This window comes from Streptomyces sp. NPDC096079 (assembly GCF_040303145.1).
GTDB lineage: Bacteria > Actinomycetota > Actinomycetes > Streptomycetales > Streptomycetaceae > Streptomyces.
The window spans coordinates 12,713-35,511 of the sequence record NZ_JBEOST010000017.1; the positions used below are offsets into that span (position 1 = coordinate 12,713).

Sequence of the window (22,799 nt, forward strand, 5' to 3'; positions counted from 1 at the left end):
TCCTTGATCGGTGGGAACGGATACCGAACGTAGCCGCGCGAGGTGAGCGGACGTCAGCGGTCCCTCTCCCCGACCGGCGGTGTAGCGGGCTCCACCCGCCCGGTGTAGCGCGGGCGCGGCGCTTGCCCACCTGAACGCCTGACCCGCGTCCCGTTCGGGCCTTCGCCGGCACCGGCGTCGTCTTCGTCGGATCGGCGCTGGGGCCGTGACACCCCTTCAGGGGTGTAGTCCGCACCCCTCCCGAACCGGGAGTCATCCCTGTCGTTCCGAAAAGGCGCCGTTCATAGGCTCATGTGCACGAACAGGGCCTTCCTTCCCTCGCCTCTACGGAGAAGCAACTGATGCGCTCACTCACTCGAACCACCGGACGACACACGGCGATCGCGGTATCGGCAGCCTGCCTGCTCGTGCCCCTCGCGGCCGCCTGCACACCGGACGACGGACCCCGACCGGCCGCTTCCACCACCTCGACCGGCGGAGCGGCCCCGAACGCTCCGAAGGACGACGGGAAGAAGCGAGAGGGACGACTGGACGGGCGACTGGACCGTGCCACGATCCTGGAACTTCAGGAGGACATGGAGGGCAAGCGGCTGACGTCCCAAGAGCTGACCCAGGCATATCTGGACCGGATCCATCGCCTCAACCCCCGCCTCAATGCCGTCGTCACCGTGAACCCGGACGCACTGGACCTCGCACGCGAGAGCGACGAGCTGCGCCGCACCGGTGAGGTGCGGGGGCCACTGGAAGGCATCCCCGTCCTCATCAAGGACAACATCGACACCGCGGACCGCCAGCCCACCACCGCCGGCTCCACGGCCCTGCTGCACTCCAAGCCGGCACAGGACGCCTTCCTGGTGAAGAAACTGCGCGACGCGGGTGCGGTGATCCTGGGCAAGGCCAACATGTCGGAATGGGCCAACTTCAGGTCCCCCGGGCAGACGGCCGGATGGAGTGCCACGGGCGGCCAGACCCGTAATCCCTACGTGCTCGACCGGAGCCCCTGCGGATCGTCCAGCGGCTCCGCGGTCGCCGCGGCAGCCGCCCTGGCCGCCGTGACCATCGGTTCCGAGACCGACGGCTCCATCGTGTGCCCCGCGAGCGTCACCTCCACCGTGGGCGTCAAGCCCACCCTCGGCATGGTCAGCCGCAGCGGCATGATCCCCATCACCGGCAGCCACGACACCGCCGGCCCGATCGCCCGCAACACGACGGACGCCGCCCTGGCGCTCTGGGCCATCCATGGATCGGACGCCGCCGACACGGCCACCTCGGACGCCGACACCGCCCTCCCCTCCGACTACCGCGAGGTGCTCGACCCGAACGCCCTGCGCGGCAAGCGCATCGGCGTGTGGCGCAAGGGACACCTCGGCATCGACCCGGACGTGGACCGCGCCTTCGACCGGGCTGTCCAGCGGCTCCGCGAGCTCGGCGCGACCGTCGTCGAGGGCGCGGACGTGGCCGACTCCAAAGAGATGATGCGGAAGGACATGCTTCCCGCGGTGCTGACCGAGTTCAAGCACGACCTCAACGCCTACCTGGCCGCCACCCCGGGCCCCCACCCCAGGAACCTCACCGAACTCATCGCGTTCAACAAGCGGAACTCCACCGTCGAGATGCCGAAGTTCGGCCAGGAACTCTTCGAGATGGCCGACAAGACCGACGGAGACGTCGACGCCCCGGCCTACCGCCGGCACCGCGGTGCCGCGACCCGTCAGGCCCGCCAGGCCATCGACGGAGTGCTCGCCGCCCACCGGCTCGATGCCATCGTCACCCCCACCGGAGTCCCCGCTCCTCCCGTCGAAGCGCTCGACCCCACCCCGTTCGAAAGCTCCACCCGCAACTCCGCGGTGGCCGGCTACCCCCACATCACCGTGCCCGCCGGCTACGCACGGGGCGCGCTGCCGCTGGGCGTCTCCTTCCTCGGAACGCGCTACAGCGACGCGAACCTGCTCAGCTACGCGTACGCCTTCGAGCGCGCCGCCCCGGTCCGCAAGGCGCCCACCTACCTCCCGACCCTGCCCGGCGGGTCCTAGACAGGCGAGACCCTGCTGGAGCACTAGGGGGTGTTTCGTAAGTCCCGCACAGCACCCGCGGCGCCCGGCACGCCCCCTCGCCGCACCGGCCGAAGACCCAAGTAGCTCCGCTACGAGGGCCTTCGTCCGGCACGCCGAGGGCACGCACCGGACACCGCGGGCACCGCACAGGACTTTCGAAACACCCCTAGGCCTGGGCCGCCTTCCACTCGTGGGCGAGGAGGCCCAGCAGGACCTCGTCGAGGAACTCGCCGAGCACCCAGGCCGAGGAGCGCAGCACGCCCTCGCGGACGAAGCCGTTGCGCTCGGCCGAGCGCAGCATCGCCGCGTTGTCCGCCAGCGTCTCGATCTGCAGCCGCTGCAGGCCCCGCACGGCGAAGCCGTAGTGGCAGAGGACCGCCACCACGTCCGTGCCGTAGCCCTTGCCGCGCGCCGACGGGAACAGTCCGAGGCCGATGTGCGCGTTCCGGCTGTGGGTGTCGATGCCCCACAGGTTCGCGCTGCCGATCAGCGTGCCGCCGTCGAGCTCCACGATCGAGAACGGGACGTTGCGCTCGTTCGTGTCGTCCACGAAGAGCCGCGGGTCCTTGGCCCCGGGCGTGATCGGCCGCCACGGCGCGGCCTCGGCCCGCGAGCCGTTGACCACGTCGTCGTACAACTCGGTCCGCAGGAGCGGGATGTCGTCCTCGTGCCGGGCCCTCAGCCCGATGGTGGTCCCTCGCAGCATGCGGGATTCCTATCCGACGGGGCTCTGGCGCCGCAAACCAATAAGCGTCCGCCTCACGGCCGCCAGCGCGGCGCCTCGTCGTCCGGGGTGTCCGGGCTCCCGAAGTGGAAGGGGACGGCGAGCTGTTCGGCCAGGGCGCGGCCGGCCGAGGTGGCGGCCGCGGCCTCCGGGTGGAGCGCCCCCGGGTCCCGTGCGGCGCCCAGGAACCGTACGGCCGTCTCGCGGTGGACCGTGGCCAGGTGGTGGGCCCCGGCGGGCTCGGCGGTGATCGCGAGGAGGATCACGAACCAGTCGTGGACGGTGTCGCCGTCCCAGACGGCCTCGATCGCGACCACGGTGCCCGGGCAGCCGGAGGCCCGCGCGGCCAACGACTCCGGGTCGAGGGGGCTGAGCGGGGTGCGCGCGATGCGGTCGCCGTGGTGGAGGTAGCGGTCGTTGACGACCAGCTCCGCCTCGTGGAGCCCCAGTCCCTGGCCCCGGCAGACCTCCCAGACGACCCGCACCGCCTGGAGCCGGGCGTCCTGGAGGACGTACCCGTCGACCTCGGTGCGAATGCCCTCGGGCAGCTGCCGCCACCACGCGGACGTCGTCGACTCGGCCATGCGGATCCCCCTGGTTTCTGGTCCGGACGAGCGTACCCGCAGGTCCGGGGCGTGCGCGCGGGGATTCCCGCCCGGTCCGAAATCCCGTGGCGGGCACGGCCCGTGGCGGCGATGATGGCCGGATGACCCAGCGCGCGGAGCCCGTGGATGCCCTGATCGTCGTCGACGTCCAGTCGGCCTTCGTCACCGGTGACGGGGCCGTACCCGCCGCCGAACGGCTGGTGCACCGCACGGCCGAGCTGCTCGAACGGGCCCGCCGGGACGGGGCGTTCGTCGTCCACCTGCAGAACGACGGGCCGCCCGGCGCCGAGGACGAACCGCACACCGCGGGCTGGGAGCTGCACCACCCCGTGAAGCCCGGCCCGACCGAGGTCGTCATCCGCAAGCCGTACGACGACGGCTTCGAGGACACGGACCTGGGCGACGTCCTCGCCGGCGCGGGCGTCCGGGCCGTCGCGGTCTGCGGCGTCATGTCGGAGATGTGCGTGCAGGCCACGGCCCGCACGGCGCTGGCCCTCGACTACCGGGTGGTCGTCCCGCACGACGCCCACGCCACGCAGGACATCCCGGCGGTGCCCGGCGTCGCCGAGGCCGTGCCCGCGGCGACGGTCTCCCGCGTCGCGGCGTACGCCCTCGGCAGCGACGCGGAGACCGTCGTCGCGACGGCCGACGTCACGTTCACCGCCGCGTCCCTCTCCTGAGCCGTCGCCTCGGTCCTCCGGTCGGTCCCGCGCCCGGTAGCCGGTTCACGGCAGCGCCGACGGTCGGCCCCGCGCCCGCGCGAAACGCCCCGGAGTGGTGCCCACGATCCGCTTGAACGAGCGGTTCAGATGCGACTGGTCGTAGAACCCGGTCTCCGCCGCCACGTCGACCGGCGGGCGCCCGTCGAGCAGCAGCCGCCGGGCCCGGTCGATCCGGCGGGCCGTCAGGTACTGGTGCGGCGCGATCCCGAACGCGCCGCTGAACGCCCGTACGAGATGAGCGGGATGGGCGTGGAGCAGCAGCGAGGCCTCGTCCAGGGTCACGCCCTCCGTGAGACGGGCGTCGAGCAGCTCCCGCAGACCGTGCGCCACACCGGGATCGGCGTCGCCCGGTACGGGCGTGACGAGCCGGGGCCGCAGATGGCCGAGCAGCCGTTCCTCGATGAGGGAGAGCCGGCTCTGCGCCTCCAGCTCGTCCCCCGGCTCCGCGAGCGCCGCGTGCAGCTGCCCGACGCGCCGCCGCAGCAGCGGGTCGACCAGGTCGGGTGCGTCGACCGCCGGACCGATGAGGCTCTCGTCCAGCGGCGCCAGGTCCAGGTAGAGCACCCGCTTGCGGAAGCCGCCGGACGTGGCGGGCGAGCCGTTGTGCGGGACCTGCGGCGGGAGCAGGGACACCGTGTCCCCCGGCGTGCCGCGCTCGTGCCGGTCGAGCTCGTAGCGGACCGCGCCGTCGTCCACGATCAGCAGCGTCCACACGTCGTGCACGTGCATCGGATAGGCGTGCACCGTGAAGTGGGCGTGGAACACCTCCACGACACCCGGCACGCGCGGGCGCCACGCCGTGACCTCCTGCCGGGTCACCGTACGGGCCACCATGCAAGGAATGTACAAGACCGCGTGACGGGGCCGGCGGCAGTCTCGGAGCATGACGACGACCGACGACACCCCCGTACGATTCGACACCAGGATCGCCGTGCTGCTGCGCGAGGACCTGGAGACCTGGCAGCGGCTGAACGTGACGGCGTTCCTGGTCAGCGGCCTGGGCACCGAGCTCCCCGAGGTGATCGGCGAGCAGTACCGCGACGCCGACGACACCCCGTACCTGCCCATGTTCCGGCAGCCCGTCCTCGTCTTCGAGGGGACGAAGGAGACGCTGACGGCCGCGCACGGCCGCGCCCTCGCGCGGGGGCTGCCCCGCGCGGTGTTCACCGGCGACCTCTTCGCCACCGGAAACGACCGCGACAACCGCGCCGCCGTACGGGCCGTCGGCACGGACCGGCTCGACCTGGTGGGCATCGCCGTGTACGGGCCGCGCAACGCCGTCGACAAGGTGCTCAAGGGGGCCCGGATGCACCCCTGAGCAGCCGCCGTCAGCCGGCCGCGCGCTCCGCGCACTCCAGGAGCGTGGGGAGCGCGGCGGCCAGCGCCTCCGTCCCGTGCGCGTACGGCAGCCTGAGCCGGTCCCGGAAACCCTCCACCGGCGAGAACGCCGCCCCCGGGACGACCGACACCCCGCGGCGCCGCGCCAGCTGGGCGAGGGCCTCCGTGTCGGCGCCCGGGACCCGTACCCACAGCGCCGGGCCGCCCGCCGGCCGCGTCCACTCCCAGTGCGGGGCCGCCCCGCGCACCAGCGCCTCCGCCGCGTCCCGCCGGCCCCGCAGCTCGGCCCGGCGCCGCGCGCGGGCCTCGGGCAGCCGGTCGAGCAGCCGGACGGCGACGAGCTGGTCCACGACCGAGCAGGCCAGGTCCACCGAGGTCTTGATCTTCGCGAGGCGGTCCACCACCTGCGGCGAGGACCGCACCCAGCCCACCCGCAGACCGCCCCAGAACAGCTTCGACAGGGTGCCGACCGTCACCGTCGACGCCATCGGCAGACCCGCCACGAGCGGAACGGGGGCGACGGCGTCCTCGCCCGCCCCGTCCCCCAGGGCGAGTTCCGCGCAGGCCGTGTCCTCGACCGTGAACAGCTCCTGGTCCGCCAGGACCCGCCGCCACTCCCGGCGCGCCGCTCCGCCGAGCGTCCGCCCGGTCGGATTGTGGACCGTCGGCTGGAGGTACACGAGCCGGGGCCGCCCGTGCGCGCACAGCCGCCGCAGCTCCGCGGGCCCGGTCCCGTCCGCCCCGTCCCCGCCGACCGGGACGAGCCGCGCGCCGCGCGCCCGCAGCGCCTCCAGCGCTCCCCGGTACGTGGGGTTCTCCACCACCACCGTGTCGCCCGGGTCCACCAGCGCCTGCGCCACCAGCCACACAGCCTGCTGCGAGCCCGAGGTCACCAGGATCTGCTCCGCCTCCGTCGCCACCCCCGCCGCCCGGTAGTACGCGGCGATCCCCTCCCGCAACGCCGCCATCCCGTACGGGTGGTAGCCGTCGTCACCGAGGAGCCCGCCGAGGTCGCCGTGGGTCAGCGCCCCGACGGTCTCGGCGACCGCGCCGAGCCCGGGCATGGCCCCGCTCGACAGGTCGGCGGTGCCCGCGCCGCCCGACCGGGCGTGGAAGCTCACGAGCCGCCCCTCCGCGACGTACCGGTCGAGCGCCCCCGACCCCCGCAGCCGGGAGCCACTGCCCCGCACGCTCTCCAGCCACCCCTCGGCCTCCAGGAGTCCGTACGCGGCGGTCACCGTGGACCGGCTCACCCCGAGCACCGACGCCAGTTCACGCTGCGAGGGCAGCACGCTGCCGCCGGGCACGTCCCCGCGCTCGGCCAGCTCCCGCAGCGCGTCGGCCAGCCGCCGGGGCAGCGGTCCCGGCCCCTCCGACGACCAGCCGGTGAGGAGTCGGGACAAACGGGTCGAAGCAATCCTGGCCATGGCACCCATCTTGCGCCACGACACCTGCCCGACGGCCTCGGCGACGCAGGCCAATCCGGCCTGACTGGTCGTTGTCGCCGCAGGTCACCCCAGGGAGGATCGACGACGGCGGGACCGGGGCACGGGACCGGATACGGGTACGGGACCGGGAGAAGGGTGAGGGCATGGCGACCGTCGTGCTGGTCGGCACACTGGACACCAAGGGGGAGGAGTACGCCTGGCTGCGCGAGCGGCTCAGGGAGTACGGCAGCGACGTCCTCCTCGTCGACACCGGCATCATGCCGCCACCCGCACAGGCACCGGTGGCCGACGTCCCCGCCGACGTCGTCGCCCGCGCCGCGGGACACGACCTGGCGCGGCTGCGGGCCGCCGGCGACCGCGGGGCGGCCGTCACCGCCATGGCTCAGGGCCTCACCCGGATCGTCGTCGACCTCTACCGCAAGGGAAAACTGCACGCCGTCCTCGCCGCGGCCGGCAGCGGTGGCTCCGCGATCGCCGCCCAGGCCATGCGGGCGCTGCCCATCGGCGTCCCCAAGGTGCTCGTCAGCACGATGGCCGGCGGCGACGTCTCCCCGTACGTCGACAGCAGCGACCTCACCATGATGTACAGCGTCGTCGACATCTCCGGGCTCAACTCCGTCTCCCGCCAGGTCCTCGGCAACGCCGCCGCGGCCGCCGCCGGCATGGCACGCCGTCACGAGCGCAACCACGACGAGTCCGCGGGCCGGGGACGGCCGGTCGTCGCGGCCACCATGTTCGGCGTGACGACCCCGGCCGTCGACACGGCCCGCGCCCGGCTCGCCGAACTCGGCTACGAGGTGCTCGTCTTCCACGCCACCGGCGCCGGCGGCCGGGCCGTCGAGAAGCTCGCCAGGGACGGCATGCTCGACGGCGTCCTCGACCTGACCACCACCGAACTCGCCGACGAACTCGTCGGCGGCGTCCTCAGCGCCGGCCCGTCCCGGCTCACCGCCGCCGGCGCCGTCGGCATCCCGCAGGTCGTCGCCCCCGGAGCGCTCGACATGGTCAACTTCGGCCCCGCGGCGACCGTCCCCGAGCGGTTCGCCGACCGCCGTTTCCTCGTCCACAACGCGTCGGTGACCCTGATGCGCACCACCGCGGACGAGATGGCCCGGCTCGGCACCGGGATCGGGCGCAAGCTCCGCGCCGCGCACGGCCCCGCCGAGGTCTTCTGGCCCCTGCGCGGCGTCTCCGCCGTGGACGTGACCGACGGGCCCTTCGCCGACCCCGAGGCGGGCCGGGCGGGCCTCGCCGCGCTGCGGGCCGCCGTCCTGGGCGGCGAGGTCCGCGTCCACGAACTCGACGCCCACGTCAACGACCACGCCTTCGCGGTCGCCATGGCCGACCGCCTCCACCAGCTGATCACCGAGAACGCCCGCCGCACGGGGCACTGAGACATCGCACGCCGCGGCGCCCCGGTCCCGGGGCGCCGCGCGCCACCGAGACGCCAGGACACCGAGGAGTGACCACCGTGAACACCAGGACCACCATCAGCCGCCAGGACGTGCTCGCCCGGCTGCGCGCCCAGGTCGCCGCGGGCCGCCCCATCGTCGGCGCGGGCGCGGGCACCGGGCTCTCCGCCAAGTGCGCCGAGGCCGGCGGGGTCGACCTGCTGATCATCTACAACTCCGGCCGCTACCGGATGGCCGGTCGCGGCTCGCTCGCGGGTCTCCTGCCGTACGGAGACGCCAACGCGATCGTCCAGGACATGGCCCGCGAGGTGCTGCCGGTGGTCCGCGACACCCCCGTCCTCGCCGGCGTCTGCGGCACCGACCCGTTCCGCCGCATGGACCTCTTCCTCGACGAGCTGAAGGCCATGGGGTTCGCCGGAGTGCAGAACTTCCCCACGGTCGGCCTGTACGACGGCACCTTCCGGGTCAACCTGGAGGAGACCGGCATGGGGTACGGCCTGGAGGTCGACATGGTCCGCGCCGCCCATGAGCGCGACCTGCTCACCGCCCCCTACGTCTTCGACCCCGAGCAGGCGGCCGCCATGGCCGCCGCGGGCGCCGACGTCCTCGTGCCCCACGTCGGGCTCACCACCAAGGGGGCCATCGGCGCGGGGACGGCCATGACGCTCGACCAGGCGGCCGCCGCCGTCCAGGAGATGCACGACGCCGCCAAGCGGGTGAACCCCGACGTCCTCGTGCTCTGCCACGGAGGCCCCATCGCCGAACCCGAGGACGCGCGCCACGTCCTGGAGCACACCACCGGCGTCGTCGGCTTCTTCGGAGCGTCGTCGATCGAACGCCTGCCGACCGAACGGGCCATCACGGAACAGACCCGGGCCTTCAAGGCGCTCACCACCGGCTGACCACTGTCGGTGGCGTGCCGTACAACTGAGATCGGGGGAACCGGCGGGACAGGGGGAGGAACATGGACACCATCGCGGACCAGGGGCGCGTCGACCGCGCGCCCCTCGTCGGGCGGAACCGGGAACTCGACCGGCTCGACGCCCTGCTGCGCACCCGGACCTGCGGCGCGGGCCCGGTGACGGCGGACGTCACGGGCGAACCGGGCATCGGCAAGACACGCCTGCTCACCGCCTTCGCGGAGCGGGCCGGACGGCAGGGGGCGAGGGTCCTGCACGGCCGGGCGGGCGCCGTCCCCGGGCACGGCGCCCCCTTCCAGCCGTTCGTGGACGCGTTCGCCGACCTGGACCACCTCGACCGCGTCCTCGACCCGGACCTGGCCGAACTCGCCGAACTCGTCGAGGGCGCCGGAGAGGTGCGGCGGATCGCGGCCGCGCTGGCGCAGGTCACGGCCCCCGGGCTCGTGCTCGTGCTCGACGACCTCCACGGCGCGGACCCCGCCTCCGTCGCGCTCGTCGACCACCTCCTCCGGCACCCGCCGAGGTCGCCCGTCCTCCTCGTCCTGGCCCGGCGCGAGCGCCAGACCCCGCCCGCCCTGGCCTCCGCCCTCGCGCGCGCCGACGACGCGGGAACCCTGGAGCGCCTCACGCTCGCCCCCCTGACCGCCGAAGCCTGCGCCGAGGGGCTCGGCGCCGGGCTGCCGCCGGGCCTCGCGCCGTCCCTGCACGCCGCGAGCCTGGGGAACCCGCTCTACTACCGCGCCCTCGCCCACGCCGCCCGCACGCGCGGGACCGAGACGGCCGCCACCGGGCCGGTGGCCGCCCTCCTCACCGAACTCGCCCCGCTGGACCGGGCGCAGAGATCGGCGGTGGAGGCGACGGCGGTCCTCGGCCCCCGCGCGACGCCGGAACTGCTCGCGACGGTGACCGGGCCCGACGAGGACGGTCCCGCCCGCCCCTGGGCCGCTCAGGAGCACGTCCTGCGCAAGCTCGTCCGGCGGGACCTCCTCCGGTACGGGCCGGACGGGCGAGGCCTCGCGCTGCGGCATCCCGCGCTGCCCGGGCTGATCCTCGGCGCGCTCGACCCGTGGCGGCGGCGCGAGCTGCACCGCCGGGCCGCGACGGCGCTCGCGGCGGCCGGCGCCCCCGTGACCGAGCGCGCCCCGCACCTGGTCGGGGCCGCGACCGCCTGGGACCCGGCCACCGCCGCCGAGCTGATCGAGGCGGCGGAGCGGATCGGGGCCGCCGACCCCGCCCGCGCCGCCGACTGGCTGGGCGCGGTGCTCGACCTGCTGCCCGACGCGCCCGAACACCACGCCACCGCACGCGAACTGACGCTCCGCCGGGCCCGCGCCCTCGGCTCGGCGGGACGCGTCGCGGAGAGCCGTGACCTCCTCCACCGCCTCATCGACGGCGGCCGCGACGGCACGGCCGAACCGGAGGACCCGGAACTGCGCACCTCCGCCGTGCTGCTCTGTGCCTTCATGGAGCGCCACCTCGGCCGCTACCCCGAGGCCGACGGCCTGCTCCGCCGCGAACTGGAGCGGAGTCCGGGACCCCGGCCGGACCTGCGGACCCGGCTCGTCGTCGAGTGGGGCTGCCGCGCCCTGTTCGCCGCCCGCTACCCCCAGGTCCGGCACGTCGTCGCCGAGGACCTCGAAGGGGCCCGCCGGCGCCGCGACGACACGGGGACGGCCGAGGTCCTCACCCTGGCCGCCCTCGGCGAGGTCTACGAGGGCGACACCGCCGCGGCCCGTGCCCACGCCACCGAGGCCGCCGCCCTCACGGACGTCCTCACCGACGGCCGACTGGCCGCCCACGCCGAGTCGTTGGTGCGCCTGGGCTGGACCGAGGCCTTCCTGGAGCGGTACGGGGCGGCCGAGCGGCACACCACCCGGGGCATCGCCATGGCCCGCCGCACCGGACGCCCCTTCGCGCTCTCGCAGCTCCTGCTCTGCTCGGCGTACGTCCACCTCCTGACCGGCAGGGTCGGCACCGCACTCGACCGGGCGGACGAGGCCCTCGCGGTGGCCCGCACCCTGGGCGGCGCCGAACTCATCGGGTTCAGCGGGGCGATGCGGGCCACCGTGCTCCTGCACGCCCGGCCCCTCGGCGACCCCGAGGCGCCCGCCGCGGCGGCGGAGGCCGCGGCGGCCGTCGGGACCGCCGAAGGCTGGTGGGCCACCCAGGCGCGCTGCATGCTCGCCCACGCCCTCCCGCTCGACCAGGACCCGCACCGGGTCCGCGAGGCGCTGGTGCGGGCCGGCGGCGACCGGGACCTCTCCCGGCTCCAGCCCTCCCTGCGCCCCGGCTACCTCGAACTGCTCACCAGCGCGGCCCTCGCCGCGGGAGACCTCCCGGAGGCCGAGCGGGCCGCCCGCCTCGCCCTCGCGCGGGCGGAGCCCCTCGGGCTGTCCGTCCAGCGCGGCGCGGCCCGCAGGGCGTGGGGCAGTGTCCTCGCGCGTCAGGGCGAACCGTCGGCCGCGGCGCGGGAGTTCACGGAGGCGGCCCGGGGCGGCGCGCGCTCCGGGGCGGTCCTGCGCGAGGCGCACGGCCTGCTCCTCGCCGCCCCGCAGCTCCAGGCCTCGGGCGAGGGGGCACGGGCCGCCGCCGCGTGGCGCAGGGGCCGGCGTCTCGCCGTCGACGCCGGTGCCGTCCTGCTGGTGGACCTGGCCGACCGCACCCGTCCGGCGCCGACGGACGACGAGGGCGGGGGCGGCCGGCTCGCCGTCCTCACCCCGCGCGAGCGCGAGATATCCGCCCTGGTGGCCGAGGGGCTCACCAACCAGGCCGTCGCCGACCGGCTCTGTCTGAGCCCGCGCACGGTCGAGAGCCATGTCGCCCGGGTGTACCGCAAGACGGGGGTGGAGACCCGGGCGGGTCTGGCCTCGCTGGTGGTCAGGTCCGGGGCGGCCGGGGGTCAGTCCTTGCGCGGATAGGTGGCGGTCACCCGTCCCTTGGCGTCGGCCGTCAGATAGGCCACGCCGTACGTGTCGGACAGGTAGACGCTCAGCCCGGGGCCGCTCCCCAGGAGCGTCGACCCCGGGGTGAGGACGAGGTAGCGGCTCGTCGGCTCGTCGACGCCCAGCTCCTTGTCGGCGCGCTTCATGAGCGCCGGCAGCGCGTCCCACGAGAAGGAGTCGAGGTCGGCCGGGACGGCGCCGGGGAACGCGGTGCCGCCCGGGCCCTGCCGTACGGCCACGTCACCGCCCCGGTACACGTACCGGTCGTACCGCTTCGTGCTGCCCTTGACCAGCGCTTCGGCCACCGCGTAGTCCGGGTAGACGACGAACCCGGTGACCTTGGCCCCGCCCGAGGCCGCCTTGACGGCCGCCACGGCGGTCCGGACCCCGTCGGCCGTCAGCAGGTCGGGCTTCGCCTCGGTGGGCTCCTCCACGGGTCCGGACGCCGCCGGGGTCCGCCCCGGGGGCGGAGTGGTGTGCGGGCCGCTCGCCGGGTCGGCGGGCCGCCAGTCCCAGCTCATCGCGGCCACGGGGATCCCGACGGCGAGCACGACGACGGCGGCCGACCCCAGGAACCGCGCGACACGCCCCCGCCGGCGCCGCCCGGCGACGGACCCGGGCGCCGGGGCGGGCGCGGGCGGCGGGGCGGGGGCCGGATCGGGCGGCGGCGCCGGGGCGGAGGCGGGCGCGGCACCGGACGCCGACGCCGGAGCGATGGCCGGAGCCGATGCCGGGGCGGGCGAAGGCGGAGAGGCGGGACCGGGCGCGGACGGCGGCGCCAGGCGGAACGAGGTCGTCCCTCCTCCCGCGGCGGCCGGCACCGCCGGATCCTCGGCGGGCGCGGCCCCGCGTTCCGTACCTCCAGCGGGCACGGCCTTCCGTTCCGTACCTTCGGCGGGCGCGTCTTCCTGCTCCGTACCTTCAGCGGGCGCGGCCTTCCGTTCCGTACCTTCGGCGGGCGTGTCGTCTCGTTCCGTACCTTCGGCGGGCGTGTCCTCCTGCTCCGCACCTTCCGTGGGCGCGTCCTCCTGCTCCGTACCTTCCGTGGGCGCGGCCCGCTCCGCATCACCCGCGGGTGCCTCCCGCTCCGCGGCCGCCAGCGCGCGGGCGAGCTCGTCGGCGTCCGGCCGGGCCGCCGGGTCCCGTACCAGCAGCCGGGTCAGTACGTCGGTCAGCGCGCCGGCCCGCACGGGAGGGGGCACGTCGTCGGAGAGCACGGCGGCGAGGGTGGCCAGGGTGTTCTCCCGGCGCAGCGGATGGTGCCCCTCGACCGCCACGTACAGCAGCATCGCCAGCGACCAGAAGTCGGCGGCCGGGCCGCTCGTGCGGCCCCGGATGCGCTCGGGCGCCATGTAGTCCGGCGAACCGATGATCGAGCCCGAGGCGGTCAGGACGGTGGACTCACGGATCGCCGCGATCCCGAAGTCGGTGAGCACCGGTCGCCCGTCCGGCCGCAGGAGGACGTTGGCGGGCTTCACGTCCCGGTGCTCGATGTCCCGCTCGTGGGCGGCGCGCAGGGCCGACAGCAGCCCGCGGCCGAGCGAGGCGGCCGCGGCCGGGGTCAGTGTGCCGCGTTCCAGCCGGTCCTGGAGGGATCCGCCGGTGACCAGCTCCATCACGAGCCACGGGTAGGTCCCCTCGCCCGCGTCCACGATGTGATGGATCGTCACGACGTTGGGGTGGTCGATCCTCGCCAGGGCCCGTGCCTCGCGCAGCACCCGGGCCCGCAGGGTCCGGGCGCCCTCGACGTCGTACTCGGCCATCGCCGGGTCCGGCGGACGCACCTCCTTGACCGCCACGTCACGGTGCAGGGCCAGGTCGCGGGCGCGCCACACCGTTCCCATCCCTCCGCCGCCCAGCCGCTCCACGAGCTCGAAGCGGCCGTCGATCACTCTGCTCACTCGCACCCCCGCACTCGGCTCACTCGCCGCTCCTCGGGGCGTCGCCGACCGCTCGGCTCGCTCCCGGCCCCGCCCACCTCGCCGTACACGTTCACCTGGTGGCGGCCGGGCGGCCCGTACGGCTCGGGGAGCCTCCGCAGCCACCCCCGGGCGTCGTCCGCGGCTCCGTCTCCGTCTCCGTCCCCGCCGCCCGGCAGCCCGCGCGCCGCCTCCCGCAAGGCCTCCCGCTCGACGACCTCGGCCGCGTCGGCGCCCCACAGCTCCCGTATCCGCCGGGCCCGGGCGCGCAGGGACCGCGCGGCGGCGGCGTGCTCGTCGGCCGACCGCCACAGGTCCGCCGCCCGTTCATAGGCGCGGGCCGCCTTCTCCGGCGATCCGGCGGCGTGCAGGGCGTGTGCGGTGAGGTGGCTCAGGGCCGCGCCGTGGCGGCGGTCGGCCCACCGCCGGACCTCGGCCGCCGCGCGCGCGAAGTCCCGCGCGGCCCGGTCGGGTCGACCGAGGCACAGCGCGCAGTACGCGAGCCAGGCCCTGGCCCTCACCCGTGCCGTCTCGTCGTCGTCGCCGTCATCGGCGAGCCCGGACAGCGCTTCCCGCAGAGCGGCGGAGGCCTCGCGCCAACGACCCTGCTCGGCCCGCGCGATGCCCAGCGCGAGACGCGCGAGGGTGCTCAGCCCGCTGTCTCCGGCGACCGCGTCGGCGTGCCGGACGGCGTCCGCGAGGAGCGCGACCCGCTCGTCCCCGTCGGTCCCGCCGCCGGCCGCGGCGAGCGTCCGCGCGAGGGCGAGACAGAGCCGTGCCCGGTCGGCGCTGCGGAGCGCCCCGGCGGTGGCGGGCGTGCCGAGGGCGGCCCGGAGGAGCGCGGCGGCCTCCGGGTGGGCGCCGGTGGCACGGAGCACCCCGGCGAGCAGGAGCGTGCTCTCGACGGCCTGCCACGGCCGCCCCTCGGCGAGGCGGTCCGCCACGGCCGCCCGCAGGGGGGCGAGGGCGGCGGCCGGGTCCTCGGCCGCGTGGACGCGGCCGAGGAGGGTACGGGCCTCGGCGAGCGCGTCGCGGACGGCGGGGGCCGCCCGGTGCGGCCCGGCGAAGGCGATCAGGGCCGCGAGGTCCCGGCGCAGCGCGGCGGCCTCCGCGGCGGGGTCGGGGCCGGTGTCCAGGAGGTCCGCGCGCGCCCGGCAGCGCAGCAGGAGCACCGTCGCGGTCTCGGCGGCGGTGGCCTGCCCGGCGGCGTGCAGGGCGGTGGCCCGCTCGCCCAGTTCCGCGAGCCCGGCGCAGGCCGTCGCCCCCGGTTCCGGGGCGCTGAGGAGCGCCCTCGCCCGCGAGACCAGGGCCTTGCCGCGCCGCCCGGCGCGTTCGTGCAGCTCGGCGGCGCGGGAGAAGAGCGGTCCGGCCGCTGTGCCGGCCCGGCCGCGGCAGTCGAGCGCGGTCGCGTCCAGGGCGTCGCCGTGGTCACCGGGCGTGATGGCGCCGCCCGCGCGCCGCAGGGCCGTCGCCGCCCGTTCCCAGGCCCCGCCGGCCGAGGGGTGTCCCTCCGCGGTGAGCCGACGGGCCCGGTGGAGCAGCTCGTGCGGGTCCTCGGGCTCCTCTCCGGTCCGGGCCCCGGGGCCGTACTGTGGCGTGACGAGGCGGAGGTCGTCGGGCGAGCGGCTGCTCATGCGTGGGTGCTCCGGGGAGACGCGGGTGGGGGCGGTACGTCCGTACGCAGAGGTCGGTCCGACTCTCGCATCCGCGCCCCGCCGCGCACATCCGTAGAACTACGGAACCCTCGCCGGACCCGGGCCGCGGCTCCGGAGCGTCGCCGCTGGCGAGCCGGTCCGTACCGATCGGCCGCACTGCGCAGCGCCCGCCGACAGCTCCTCGGCTAGGGTGATTCGGTAGGGAATGCGCCCCCTGGGGCCGGGCCGATGCGTAGGTCGATGCGTTGGAGACTCATCAGTCGTCGAGCAGGGTTCCGCAGCCGCCCCGGGCGGCCGTCGGGGATGCGGGCGTGCTCCGCGAGCTGCTGCCGATCGCCCTCTGGCGCGAGGACGCCGAGGGCCGCATCGTCGAGTGGTCGCTCGCCGCTCAGGACCTCCTCGGACACCGGCCCGAGCACGTCCTCGGGAGGCTCGCGACGCCGCTGCTCGTCCCCGACGCGAACCGCGAGCTGGCCGAGCGGCTGACCGACCGGGTGCAGGCGGGGGAGACCATGGTCGGCACCCTGCCCGTCCGGCACCGCGACGGCCACACGGTCGCCATGGAGATGTGGATCGTCCCGGCCGCCGACCCGCAGGGCCGCCCGGGGGCGATGCTCATCGCGGTGGAGACCTCCGAGGTCCTGCGCCTGCGGGAGAACCTGGCGGCGATGGAGAGCCTCTTCACCCAGTCGCCCATCGGGCTCGCGCTGCTCGGCCCCGACCTCCGCTTCCTGCGCGTCAACGACGCCCTCGCCAGCATGAACGGAGTGCCGGCCGCGCAGCACGTGGGCCGCCGGCTCACCGAGGTCGTGCCCGGCGTCAACGCGGCCTCGCTCGAATCGCTGATGCGCCAGGTCCTGGAGAGCGGTACGGCCGTGGTGGACGCGCGCCGGGTCGGCCGTACCCCCGCCGACCCCGATCGCGACCACATCTGGTCGTGCTCGTACGCCCCGCTCGTCGACCGCACCGAACCGCGGTCGCTCGGCCTCATCGCCTCGCTCGTCGACATCACCGAGAGCCAGGAGGCGCACATCGAGGTCGAGCGCGCCCGTCACCGGTTCGCGCTGCTCGCCGAAGCCGGCGCCCGGATCGGGACCACCCTGGACCTCGGGCGGACCGCCGAGGAGGCCGTCCGCTTCCTCGTGCCCCAGCTCGCCGACTCGGCCGACGTGCAGATGCTGGAGTCCGTCCTCGAAGCCGACGACCCGGCCGCCAACCGGGGGCTGCTGCGGCGCCTCGCCGCCCAGTTCCCCGACCCGACCGCGCCCACGGCGCTCCTCGTCCCGGGCCAGACCTTCCAGATCCCGCTCGACTCCGTGTACGAGCAGGTCGTCGTGCACGGACGGCCCACGAACCTCTACACGACCGACATCCCGCAGCTCTTCACCGATCCGCGCACCGAGGCCCTGCGCTCCTACTTCGCCACCCGCATCGGCTCGGCCCGGCTCGTCCCCCTGGTGGCCCGGGGGCAGGTGCTCGGGGCGATCACGGTGACCCGGCTGCGGACCCGTGAGCCCTTCGACGCGCAGGACTGCGTCCTCATCGACGAGGTCGTCGCCCGCGCCGCGCTCAACATCGACAACGCCCGGCTGTACACGAGCCAGCGGGAGGCCGCCCTCACCCTCCAGCGCAGTCTCACCAACAGTGAACTCCCCGCCGTCACCGGGCTCGAACTCACCGGCCGCTACCTTCCCGCGAGCTCCCACGACGTGGGCGGCGACTGGTTCGACGTGATCGCGCTGCCCGGCGGAAGGACGGGCCTGGTCATCGGCGACGTGATGGGGCACGGCATCCACGCGGCGGCCGTCATGGGTCAACTCCGCACGGCCGTACGGACCCTGGCGCGCCACGACATCGCCCCGGCGCGCATGCTCCGCTCCCTGGACGCCGTCGTGGCCGACCTCGGCGAGGACGAGATGGCGACCTGCGTCTACGCGGTGCACGACCCGGGCACCGGCCGCTGGGTCATCGCCCGTGCGGGCCATCCGCCGCCGGCCGTCGCCACCCCCGACGGCACCATCACCTTCCTCGACGGACCGCCCGGCACTCCCCTGGGGACCGGAGCCCACGACTTCGGCACGCAGGAGGTCGTGCTGCCCGCGGGCGGACTGCTGGTCCTCTACACGGACGGCCTCATCGAGGCCCGCGACCGGGACCTCGACCAGGGCATGCGGCAGCTCGCCGAGGCCCTGCGGCCGCTCGACCGGCCCCTCGACACGCTGTGCGACGAGGTCCTCGGGCGGCTCCTCATGGGGTCCGCCCAGGACGACGTGGCGATGCTCCTGGCCCGGGCGATCCACTGAACCCCCGCACGGCAGGACGGCCTTGCGCCTCCGCGTGAGCTGCCGTGCGCGAGAACCGCCTTGGGCCTGGCCGCTTACGCGAGGGCCGCCTGCGCGAGGACCGCCTACGCGAGGACCCGGTGGAGGTCACGGAGCAGGGCGATCTCCGCGCCGTGGTGCAGGAGTTCCTGGTTCACCCACCAGACGATCTCCACGAAGGGCTCGTCGATGTCGCCGCCGTGCGGGTAGGTGCAGTGGCCCACCGTGTCGAGGGCCTTGTCGTCGACGGACAGCAGCGCCTCGCGCCAGGCGGTGGCGGCGTCGTCGAAGGCCGCGAGGGCCGTGCGGACGTCCCCGGCGACCGGGTGGTCGTCGCGGGTCAGGCCGTGGGTCCCCCGGGTGTGGTCGGCGCGCAGCGCCAGCATCTCGGTGAGGTGGCTCAGCCGCCAGGCGATCGTCGTGAGGGGCGGCGGCACGGGGTGCGGCGGAGACGTCGTGTCGCGGCCCCAGGCGCCCGCGCCGACCAGGAGTGTCGCGCCCGCCCCGGGACCGTCGGCGTGCCGCCGGACCGACCAGCAGCCGGGCGCCGGCTCCCAGAGGTACTCGGCGTCGGTCATGGGGCCGACCTGGACGTCCGTGCCGTTGCCGCTGTCCATCACCGGTCCCGTCATGCGGTCGGTGAGCCGCTTGCGGGCGAAGTCGAACTGGGCGAGGAGGGGTGTGAGCCGCTCGGGCAGGGGCACGGAACGCTCCGGATCGCACGGGGACGAGGCGGTCGTACCCTGCCACAGGCGGGGGCGCCGCGCCCCCGAATATCCCGGCCGGGCGCGCTCCCTGACGGACGGTGAGGGCCCGCGTCAGGCCCGGTCGATGTGCACGCTGGTCGACTTCACCCGGGCGATGGCCTGCATCCCGACCTCCAGGCCCAGCTCCTCGACCGCCTCGCGGGTGAGCAGTGACACGAGCCGGTGCGGACCGGCCTGGATCTCCACCTGGGCGGCGACGTCACCGAGCGTGACCCCGGTCACGATCCCCGGGAACGCGTTGCGGGCCGAGGTGTACGAGCCCTCCTCGCCCCCGCCGGAGCTCTGCCCGACCTCGATCGAGAAGGTGGCGAGGTCACGGCCGTCGACGACGCGGCGGCCGTTCTCGTCGCGATGGGTCGTGAACCGGCCCGCGTCGGCCCAGCGGCGGGCCGTGTCGGGGCTGACGCCGAGGAGGCGCGCGGCCTGACCGATGGTGTAGGACTGCATGACGGTCACGTTAGGACGATGTGACTCTCATGTGCAAGCGATTCCGGCACATTTCCTTGCAGCTGCCATGCCTGAGGGGTTCAGGTCGATGTCGACCGCCGCCCGATCGCCTCGACCAGCGGGAGCAGCCGGTGCGCCACCCGCTCGCGCAGCGCGATCTCGGTGCGGGTGCGCACCACCCCGGGCAGCTGGATCAAGCGCTGGATCACGTCCTCGAGGTGACCGGCGTCCCGGGCCACCACCCGGGTCAGGAGATCGCCTCCGCCGGTGATCGAGAAGGCCTCCACGATCTCCGGCACACCCGCGAGCGCGTCGCCGACCTCGTCCAGGTGTCCCTGGGTCACCTCGACGTGCACGAAGGCCAGCACCGGGTGCCCGAGTGCGGCGGGGGAGAGGACCGGGCCCGTCGCCGTGATCACGCCGTCCCGCTCCAGGCGGTCGATCCTCGCCTGCACGGTCCCCCGCGCCACCCCCAGGATCCTCGCGTACTCGCGCACGCTCGTCCGCGGCTGCTCGATCAGCAGCCGCAGGATCCGCGTGTCGAGTTCGTCCACCGCCATGCTCCGTCGGCCTCCTTCGCCCCGGCCCGTGTGCACCGACTGTACCCAGGCCCTCCCGCGTGCCCGTGGGCCACCGCGCCTCCGCGAGCCGGGCTGCTCCGTTCGCGGGATGCGGTGATCTGGGAGAGGCTCGTCGGGATCGGCTGAGGCGCGGCCGTGCATGTCCGGCGGGAGCGACGACGAGTGGACGCGTACTGGGAGCAGGGACAGGCGGGGACGCCGCCGCACGGGACCGCCGAGCCCTGGACCGGGGGAGGCGGCGCCGAAAGCGGGGCCGGGGGAGGCGGGGCCGGGGAAGGCGCGGCCCGGGGCGGTGGGGCCGGCGGGCCCTGGACGGCGGAGACCGTGTGGGGCGAGGCCGTCCTCGACGCCGTCTTCACCCAGTCCGAGATCGGACTCCACGTCCTGGACACGGACCTGCGCATCGTCCGCGTGAACCCCGTCGTCGCCGGGCTCCACGGCATCCCCGCCGATCGGGTCCGCGGCAAGTCCGCGGCCGAGGCGTACGCGACGTTCGCCGGTGTGCACGTCGACGAGGCCGTCCTGCGCGAGGTCCTGGCGACGGGCCGCTCCGCGACCGACCTGCTCGTCACCGGCCGCTCTCCCGGCGCCGAGCGCACCGAGCACGTCTACTCGCTCTCCGCGCACCGCCTCCAGGACGGCGCGGGCCGTGTGCTCGGCGTGGTCGTCACCAGCACCGACGTGACCGACCGCGAACGGGCGCAGGCCCGGCTGCGGCTGCTGCACGAAGCCCACGAGCGGGTCGGCACCAGCCTCGACGTGGAGCGCACCGCCCGCGAGCTGGTCGACGTGACCGTACCGGGGTTCGCCGACGCCGTCGTCGTGGCGCTCACCGACGCCGTCTTCCGGGGCCAGGACCCGGCCCTCCAGTCCCGGGACACGGTCCCGCTGCTGCGCTGCGCCGCCACCGGTGGGACGGGGGCCGGACCCGAGCTGCCGGAGGCGGGCGCGGTCCTGCTGCCGGGGCTCTTCGGGGACCGCCCTCCGACGGCGGACCACCCGCTTCTCCCGGCCTCGGGCGGGGACCCGGCGACGCACCTCAGGGTGCCCCTGACCGTACGCGGGCAGGTCTTCGGTGCGGTCGCCTTCCGGCGGCTCGACGGCTCGGAGCCGTACGGCCCCGACGACAGGGCCCTCGCCGACGCCCTGGCGTCCCGTACGGCGAACTGTCTGGAGAACGCGCTCCGGTACACCCGCGAGCACACCGTCATGACCGCCCTGCAGAGCTGGCCGCCACCCCGGGAGGAGGCCACCCGGAGCGCCTTCGACGTCGCGCGCCGCCATCGCCCCGGCGGCACCGGCGCCGGGTCCTGGTGCGACGTGATCCCGCTGCCGGGCGCGCGCGTCGCCCTGGTCGTGGGGCAGGTCGGATCGCGGGGGCCGAGGGCCGTCGCCACCATGAGCCGGCTGCGGACCGCCGTCCACAGCCTGACCACCCTGGACCTCGATCCGCACGAGCTCCTCGCCCGCCTCCACGCGACGACCCTCCGGCTGGCCGCCGAGGGCGCACCCGGGAGCGTCCCCGCGGAGGTCCACCCCACCGCCGCCTGCACCATCGCCGTCCACGACCCCGTCGACGGGCGGCTCGACATCGCGCGCGCCGGTTCCTCGCTGCTCGTCGTCGTCCACCCCGACGGCTCGGCGGACACCCGGCCGCTCGACGACGGGCCCCTGCTGGGCGGCGACGGACCGCCCTTCGCCTGCGCGACGCTCTTCCCGCCCGAGGGCAGCACGCTCTGTCTGGCGTCCGGCGGCGAGGGTCCCCGGACGGAGGACCTCATGGCGGCGCTCGCCCACCCGGAGCGCGAACCGGAGGTGATGGCCGACGCCGTGGAGCGGCTCCTCGCCCCCGACCGGGTCCTGCTCGTGGCCCGCACCCGGCACCTGCCCCCGGGGGAGCTCGCCACCTGGAAGATCCCGTACGACCTGTCCGCCGTGGCCACCGCGCGGGCCCACGTGGAGGAACGGATCGGGCGGTGGAAGCACCCCGCCGACCCGTTCACGGCGGCGCTCGTCGTGAGCGAGCTCGTCACCAACGCCCTCCGGTACGGAGCCGCCCCCGTCGTGCTCCGTCTCATCGCCGACGGATCGTCCCTCACCTGCGAGGTCAGCGACGCCGGACAGGCCGCGCCGCATCTCCGGCACGCCAAGGCCGTGGACGAGGGCGGTCGCGGCCTCCTGATCTGCGCCTCCCTCGCGGACAACTGGGGCGTGCGGTACACCGAGGACGGCAAGACGGTCTGGGCCGAGCTGGGCGGGAACGGGACTCCGTAGTCACCGGCTGCCGTACGCGGCCATGAACATGTCGAGCAGCCCGTCGATCGCGGCCTCGTCGACGGGACGGGGCGTCAGGAGGTGGCGGTAGTACAGGGCCCCGCACAACACCTCCGCGGCGAAGCCGAGTTCCACGTCCGCGCGCAGCTGTCCCGCGCGCTGAGCGCGGCTGATCCGCTCCCGCGTGCTCTCCTCGACGGTCCGCAGGAACCGCTCGTGCAGCGCCGCCCGCGCCGCGGGGTCGGACTGCGCCTCGGCGATGACGGCCCGGTACACCGGGCCCAGCGGAGGTTCGACCAGGGCGGACGAGGACCGGAGGAACTGCTCGCGCAGATCGGCGCGCAGGTCGCCGGTGGCGCGGTAGTCCAGATCCGTGGTCCAGACCCGGTGGAGCGCGTCCAGGAGCAGGGCCGCCTTGGTCGGCCAGCGGCGGTAGACCGTGTGCTTTCCCACCTCGGCCCGTCGGGCGATGGCCTCGATGCTGAGGCCCGCGTACCCGACCTCCGTGGCCAGGTCCAGCGTCACCTGGAGCAGCGCTTCGGTGCGTACGGCGCCCCGGCGTCGGGGCGCCGAGGAGTCGTTCGGCATGCGCGCATCCTAACGGCACGGGCCATGCCGTTGACAACGGGGGACGGCTCGACACATCATGATCAGCACGATCCGTGCCGTT

The 22,799-nt window shown here is 75.3% G+C and carries 18 protein-coding genes; 8 read left to right on the plus strand and 10 right to left on the minus strand.

The annotated features are described in order from the left end of the window. The first annotated feature begins 341 nt into the window (after positions 1 to 341). Positions 342 to 2,033 (plus strand): amidase, encoded by a 1,692-nt coding sequence (locus tag ABTY59_RS27960; RefSeq protein WP_352021807.1) that lies wholly within the window; start codon positions 342 to 344, stop codon positions 2,031 to 2,033. A 187-nt stretch (positions 2,034 to 2,220) separates the two neighbouring features. Here the strand turns inward: ABTY59_RS27960 and ABTY59_RS27965 are convergent, their stop codons facing one another. Further along, positions 2,221 to 2,760: a GNAT family N-acetyltransferase gene (locus ABTY59_RS27965; RefSeq protein ID WP_352021808.1), complete on the minus strand. Its 540-nt coding sequence runs from the start codon at positions 2,758 to 2,760 to the stop codon at positions 2,221 to 2,223. Positions 2,761 to 2,813: 53 nt separating this feature from the next. Then, complete coding sequence (locus tag ABTY59_RS27970; protein ID WP_352021809.1) at positions 2,814 to 3,362, minus strand: hypothetical protein; 549 nt, start codon at positions 3,360 to 3,362, stop codon at positions 2,814 to 2,816. A gap of 122 nt (positions 3,363 to 3,484) precedes the next feature. Here ABTY59_RS27970 and ABTY59_RS27975 point away from each other — a divergent pair, with 122 nt between their 5' ends. Then, the gene (locus ABTY59_RS27975) at positions 3,485 to 4,063 is read left to right on the plus strand and encodes an isochorismatase family protein (RefSeq protein WP_352021810.1); all 579 of its coding nucleotides are present in this window, start codon (positions 3,485 to 3,487) and stop codon (positions 4,061 to 4,063) included. A gap of 45 nt (positions 4,064 to 4,108) precedes the next feature. Here ABTY59_RS27975 and ABTY59_RS27980 read toward each other — a convergent pair whose 3' ends face one another. Continuing rightward, positions 4,109 to 4,939 (minus strand): helix-turn-helix domain-containing protein, encoded by an 831-nt coding sequence (locus ABTY59_RS27980; protein WP_352021811.1) that lies wholly within the window; start codon positions 4,937 to 4,939, stop codon positions 4,109 to 4,111. 49 nt (positions 4,940 to 4,988) lie between these two features. Between ABTY59_RS27980 and ABTY59_RS27985 the strand changes: the two genes are divergently transcribed. After that, positions 4,989 to 5,423, plus strand: a complete 435-nt coding sequence (locus tag ABTY59_RS27985) for a DUF2000 family protein (protein ID WP_352021812.1) — start codon at positions 4,989 to 4,991, stop codon at positions 5,421 to 5,423. 10 nt (positions 5,424 to 5,433) lie between these two features. Here ABTY59_RS27985 and ABTY59_RS27990 read toward each other — a convergent pair whose 3' ends face one another. Beyond that, a complete protein-coding gene (locus ABTY59_RS27990) occupies positions 5,434 to 6,870 on the minus strand; it encodes an aminotransferase-like domain-containing protein (RefSeq protein ID WP_352021813.1) in 1,437 nt (478 codons plus the stop codon). Positions 6,871 to 7,034: 164 nt separating this feature from the next. Between ABTY59_RS27990 and ABTY59_RS27995 the strand changes: the two genes are divergently transcribed. The 3 genes from ABTY59_RS27995 (at position 7,035) to ABTY59_RS28005 (ending at position 12,141) form a co-directional block, all read left to right on the plus strand. Next, positions 7,035 to 8,285 (plus strand): Tm-1-like ATP-binding domain-containing protein, encoded by a 1,251-nt coding sequence (locus tag ABTY59_RS27995; RefSeq protein WP_352021814.1) that lies wholly within the window; start codon positions 7,035 to 7,037, stop codon positions 8,283 to 8,285. Positions 8,286 to 8,362: 77 nt separating this feature from the next. Further along, entirely contained in the window at positions 8,363 to 9,205 is an 843-nt protein-coding gene (locus tag ABTY59_RS28000) for a phosphoenolpyruvate hydrolase family protein (protein ID WP_352021815.1), read from the plus strand. Positions 9,206 to 9,267: 62 nt separating this feature from the next. Beyond that, entirely contained in the window at positions 9,268 to 12,141 is a 2,874-nt protein-coding gene (locus tag ABTY59_RS28005; protein ID WP_352021816.1) for a helix-turn-helix transcriptional regulator, read from the plus strand. On the opposite strand, the gene ABTY59_RS28010 is transcribed toward ABTY59_RS28005, so the two are convergent. Together ABTY59_RS28010 and ABTY59_RS28015 are read right to left on the minus strand one after the other, a co-directional pair. Further along, positions 12,123 to 14,009: a serine/threonine-protein kinase gene (locus tag ABTY59_RS28010; protein WP_502995437.1), complete on the minus strand. Its 1,887-nt coding sequence runs from the start codon at positions 14,007 to 14,009 to the stop codon at positions 12,123 to 12,125. The genes ABTY59_RS28005 and ABTY59_RS28010 overlap by 19 nt on opposite strands. 53 nt (positions 14,010 to 14,062) lie before the next feature. Continuing rightward, positions 14,063 to 15,718 (minus strand): hypothetical protein, encoded by a 1,656-nt coding sequence (locus ABTY59_RS28015; RefSeq protein ID WP_352021818.1) that lies wholly within the window; start codon positions 15,716 to 15,718, stop codon positions 14,063 to 14,065. 332 nt (positions 15,719 to 16,050) lie between these two features. Here ABTY59_RS28015 and ABTY59_RS28020 point away from each other — a divergent pair, with 332 nt between their 5' ends. Then, positions 16,051 to 18,042 (plus strand): SpoIIE family protein phosphatase, encoded by a 1,992-nt coding sequence (locus tag ABTY59_RS28020; RefSeq protein ID WP_352021819.1) that lies wholly within the window; start codon positions 16,051 to 16,053, stop codon positions 18,040 to 18,042. A 104-nt stretch (positions 18,043 to 18,146) separates the two neighbouring features. Here ABTY59_RS28020 and ABTY59_RS28025 read toward each other — a convergent pair whose 3' ends face one another. From ABTY59_RS28025 to ABTY59_RS28035, 3 genes are all read right to left on the minus strand, one after another. Beyond that, entirely contained in the window at positions 18,147 to 18,764 is a 618-nt protein-coding gene (locus tag ABTY59_RS28025) for a DinB family protein (protein WP_352021820.1), read from the minus strand. A gap of 114 nt (positions 18,765 to 18,878) precedes the next feature. Continuing rightward, entirely contained in the window at positions 18,879 to 19,274 is a 396-nt protein-coding gene (locus ABTY59_RS28030) for a TOBE domain-containing protein (RefSeq protein WP_352021821.1), read from the minus strand. A gap of 80 nt (positions 19,275 to 19,354) precedes the next feature. Beyond that, the gene (locus ABTY59_RS28035) at positions 19,355 to 19,834 is read right to left on the minus strand and encodes an Lrp/AsnC family transcriptional regulator (RefSeq protein ID WP_352021822.1); all 480 of its coding nucleotides are present in this window, start codon (positions 19,832 to 19,834) and stop codon (positions 19,355 to 19,357) included. 183 nt (positions 19,835 to 20,017) lie between these two features. On the opposite strand from ABTY59_RS28035, the gene ABTY59_RS28040 reads away from it, so the two are divergent. Continuing rightward, positions 20,018 to 22,129: a SpoIIE family protein phosphatase gene (locus ABTY59_RS28040; RefSeq protein ID WP_352021823.1), complete on the plus strand. Its 2,112-nt coding sequence runs from the start codon at positions 20,018 to 20,020 to the stop codon at positions 22,127 to 22,129. On the opposite strand, the gene ABTY59_RS28045 is transcribed toward ABTY59_RS28040, so the two are convergent. Then, on the minus strand, positions 22,130 to 22,717 hold the full coding sequence (locus tag ABTY59_RS28045) for a TetR/AcrR family transcriptional regulator (protein WP_352021824.1): 588 nt from the start codon (positions 22,715 to 22,717) through the stop codon (positions 22,130 to 22,132). Between the last annotated feature and the right edge of the window lie 82 nt (positions 22,718 to 22,799).

What these genes read in the sequence shown, in the direction of transcription:
- ABTY59_RS28010 (WP_502995437.1), bottom strand. Translation starts at nt 14,009, where the DNA reads ATGGGAACGGTGTGGCGCGCCCGCGACCTGGCCCTGCACCGTGACGTG.
- ABTY59_RS28030 (WP_352021821.1), bottom strand. Translation starts at nt 19,274, where the DNA reads ATGCAGTCCTACACCATCGGTCAGGCCGCGCGCCTCCTCGGCGTCAGC.
- ABTY59_RS27995 (WP_352021814.1), top strand. Translation starts at nt 7,035, where the DNA reads ATGGCGACCGTCGTGCTGGTCGGCACACTGGACACCAAGGGGGAGGAG.
- ABTY59_RS28035 (WP_352021822.1), bottom strand. Translation starts at nt 19,834, where the DNA reads ATGGCGGTGGACGAACTCGACACGCGGATCCTGCGGCTGCTGATCGAG.
- ABTY59_RS27985 (WP_352021812.1), top strand. Translation starts at nt 4,989, where the DNA reads ATGACGACGACCGACGACACCCCCGTACGATTCGACACCAGGATCGCC.
- ABTY59_RS27990 (WP_352021813.1), bottom strand. Translation starts at nt 6,870, where the DNA reads ATGGCCAGGATTGCTTCGACCCGTTTGTCCCGACTCCTCACCGGCTGG.
- ABTY59_RS28005 (WP_352021816.1), top strand. Translation starts at nt 9,268, where the DNA reads ATGGACACCATCGCGGACCAGGGGCGCGTCGACCGCGCGCCCCTCGTC.
- ABTY59_RS28045 (WP_352021824.1), bottom strand. Translation starts at nt 22,717, where the DNA reads ATGCCGAACGACTCCTCGGCGCCCCGACGCCGGGGCGCCGTACGCACC.
- ABTY59_RS27970 (WP_352021809.1), bottom strand. Translation starts at nt 3,362, where the DNA reads ATGGCCGAGTCGACGACGTCCGCGTGGTGGCGGCAGCTGCCCGAGGGC.
- ABTY59_RS27980 (WP_352021811.1), bottom strand. Translation starts at nt 4,939, where the DNA reads ATGGTGGCCCGTACGGTGACCCGGCAGGAGGTCACGGCGTGGCGCCCG.
- ABTY59_RS27960 (WP_352021807.1), top strand. Translation starts at nt 342, where the DNA reads ATGCGCTCACTCACTCGAACCACCGGACGACACACGGCGATCGCGGTA.
- ABTY59_RS27975 (WP_352021810.1), top strand. Translation starts at nt 3,485, where the DNA reads ATGACCCAGCGCGCGGAGCCCGTGGATGCCCTGATCGTCGTCGACGTC.
- ABTY59_RS27965 (WP_352021808.1), bottom strand. Translation starts at nt 2,760, where the DNA reads ATGCTGCGAGGGACCACCATCGGGCTGAGGGCCCGGCACGAGGACGAC.
- ABTY59_RS28015 (WP_352021818.1), bottom strand. Translation starts at nt 15,718, where the DNA reads ATGAGCAGCCGCTCGCCCGACGACCTCCGCCTCGTCACGCCACAGTAC.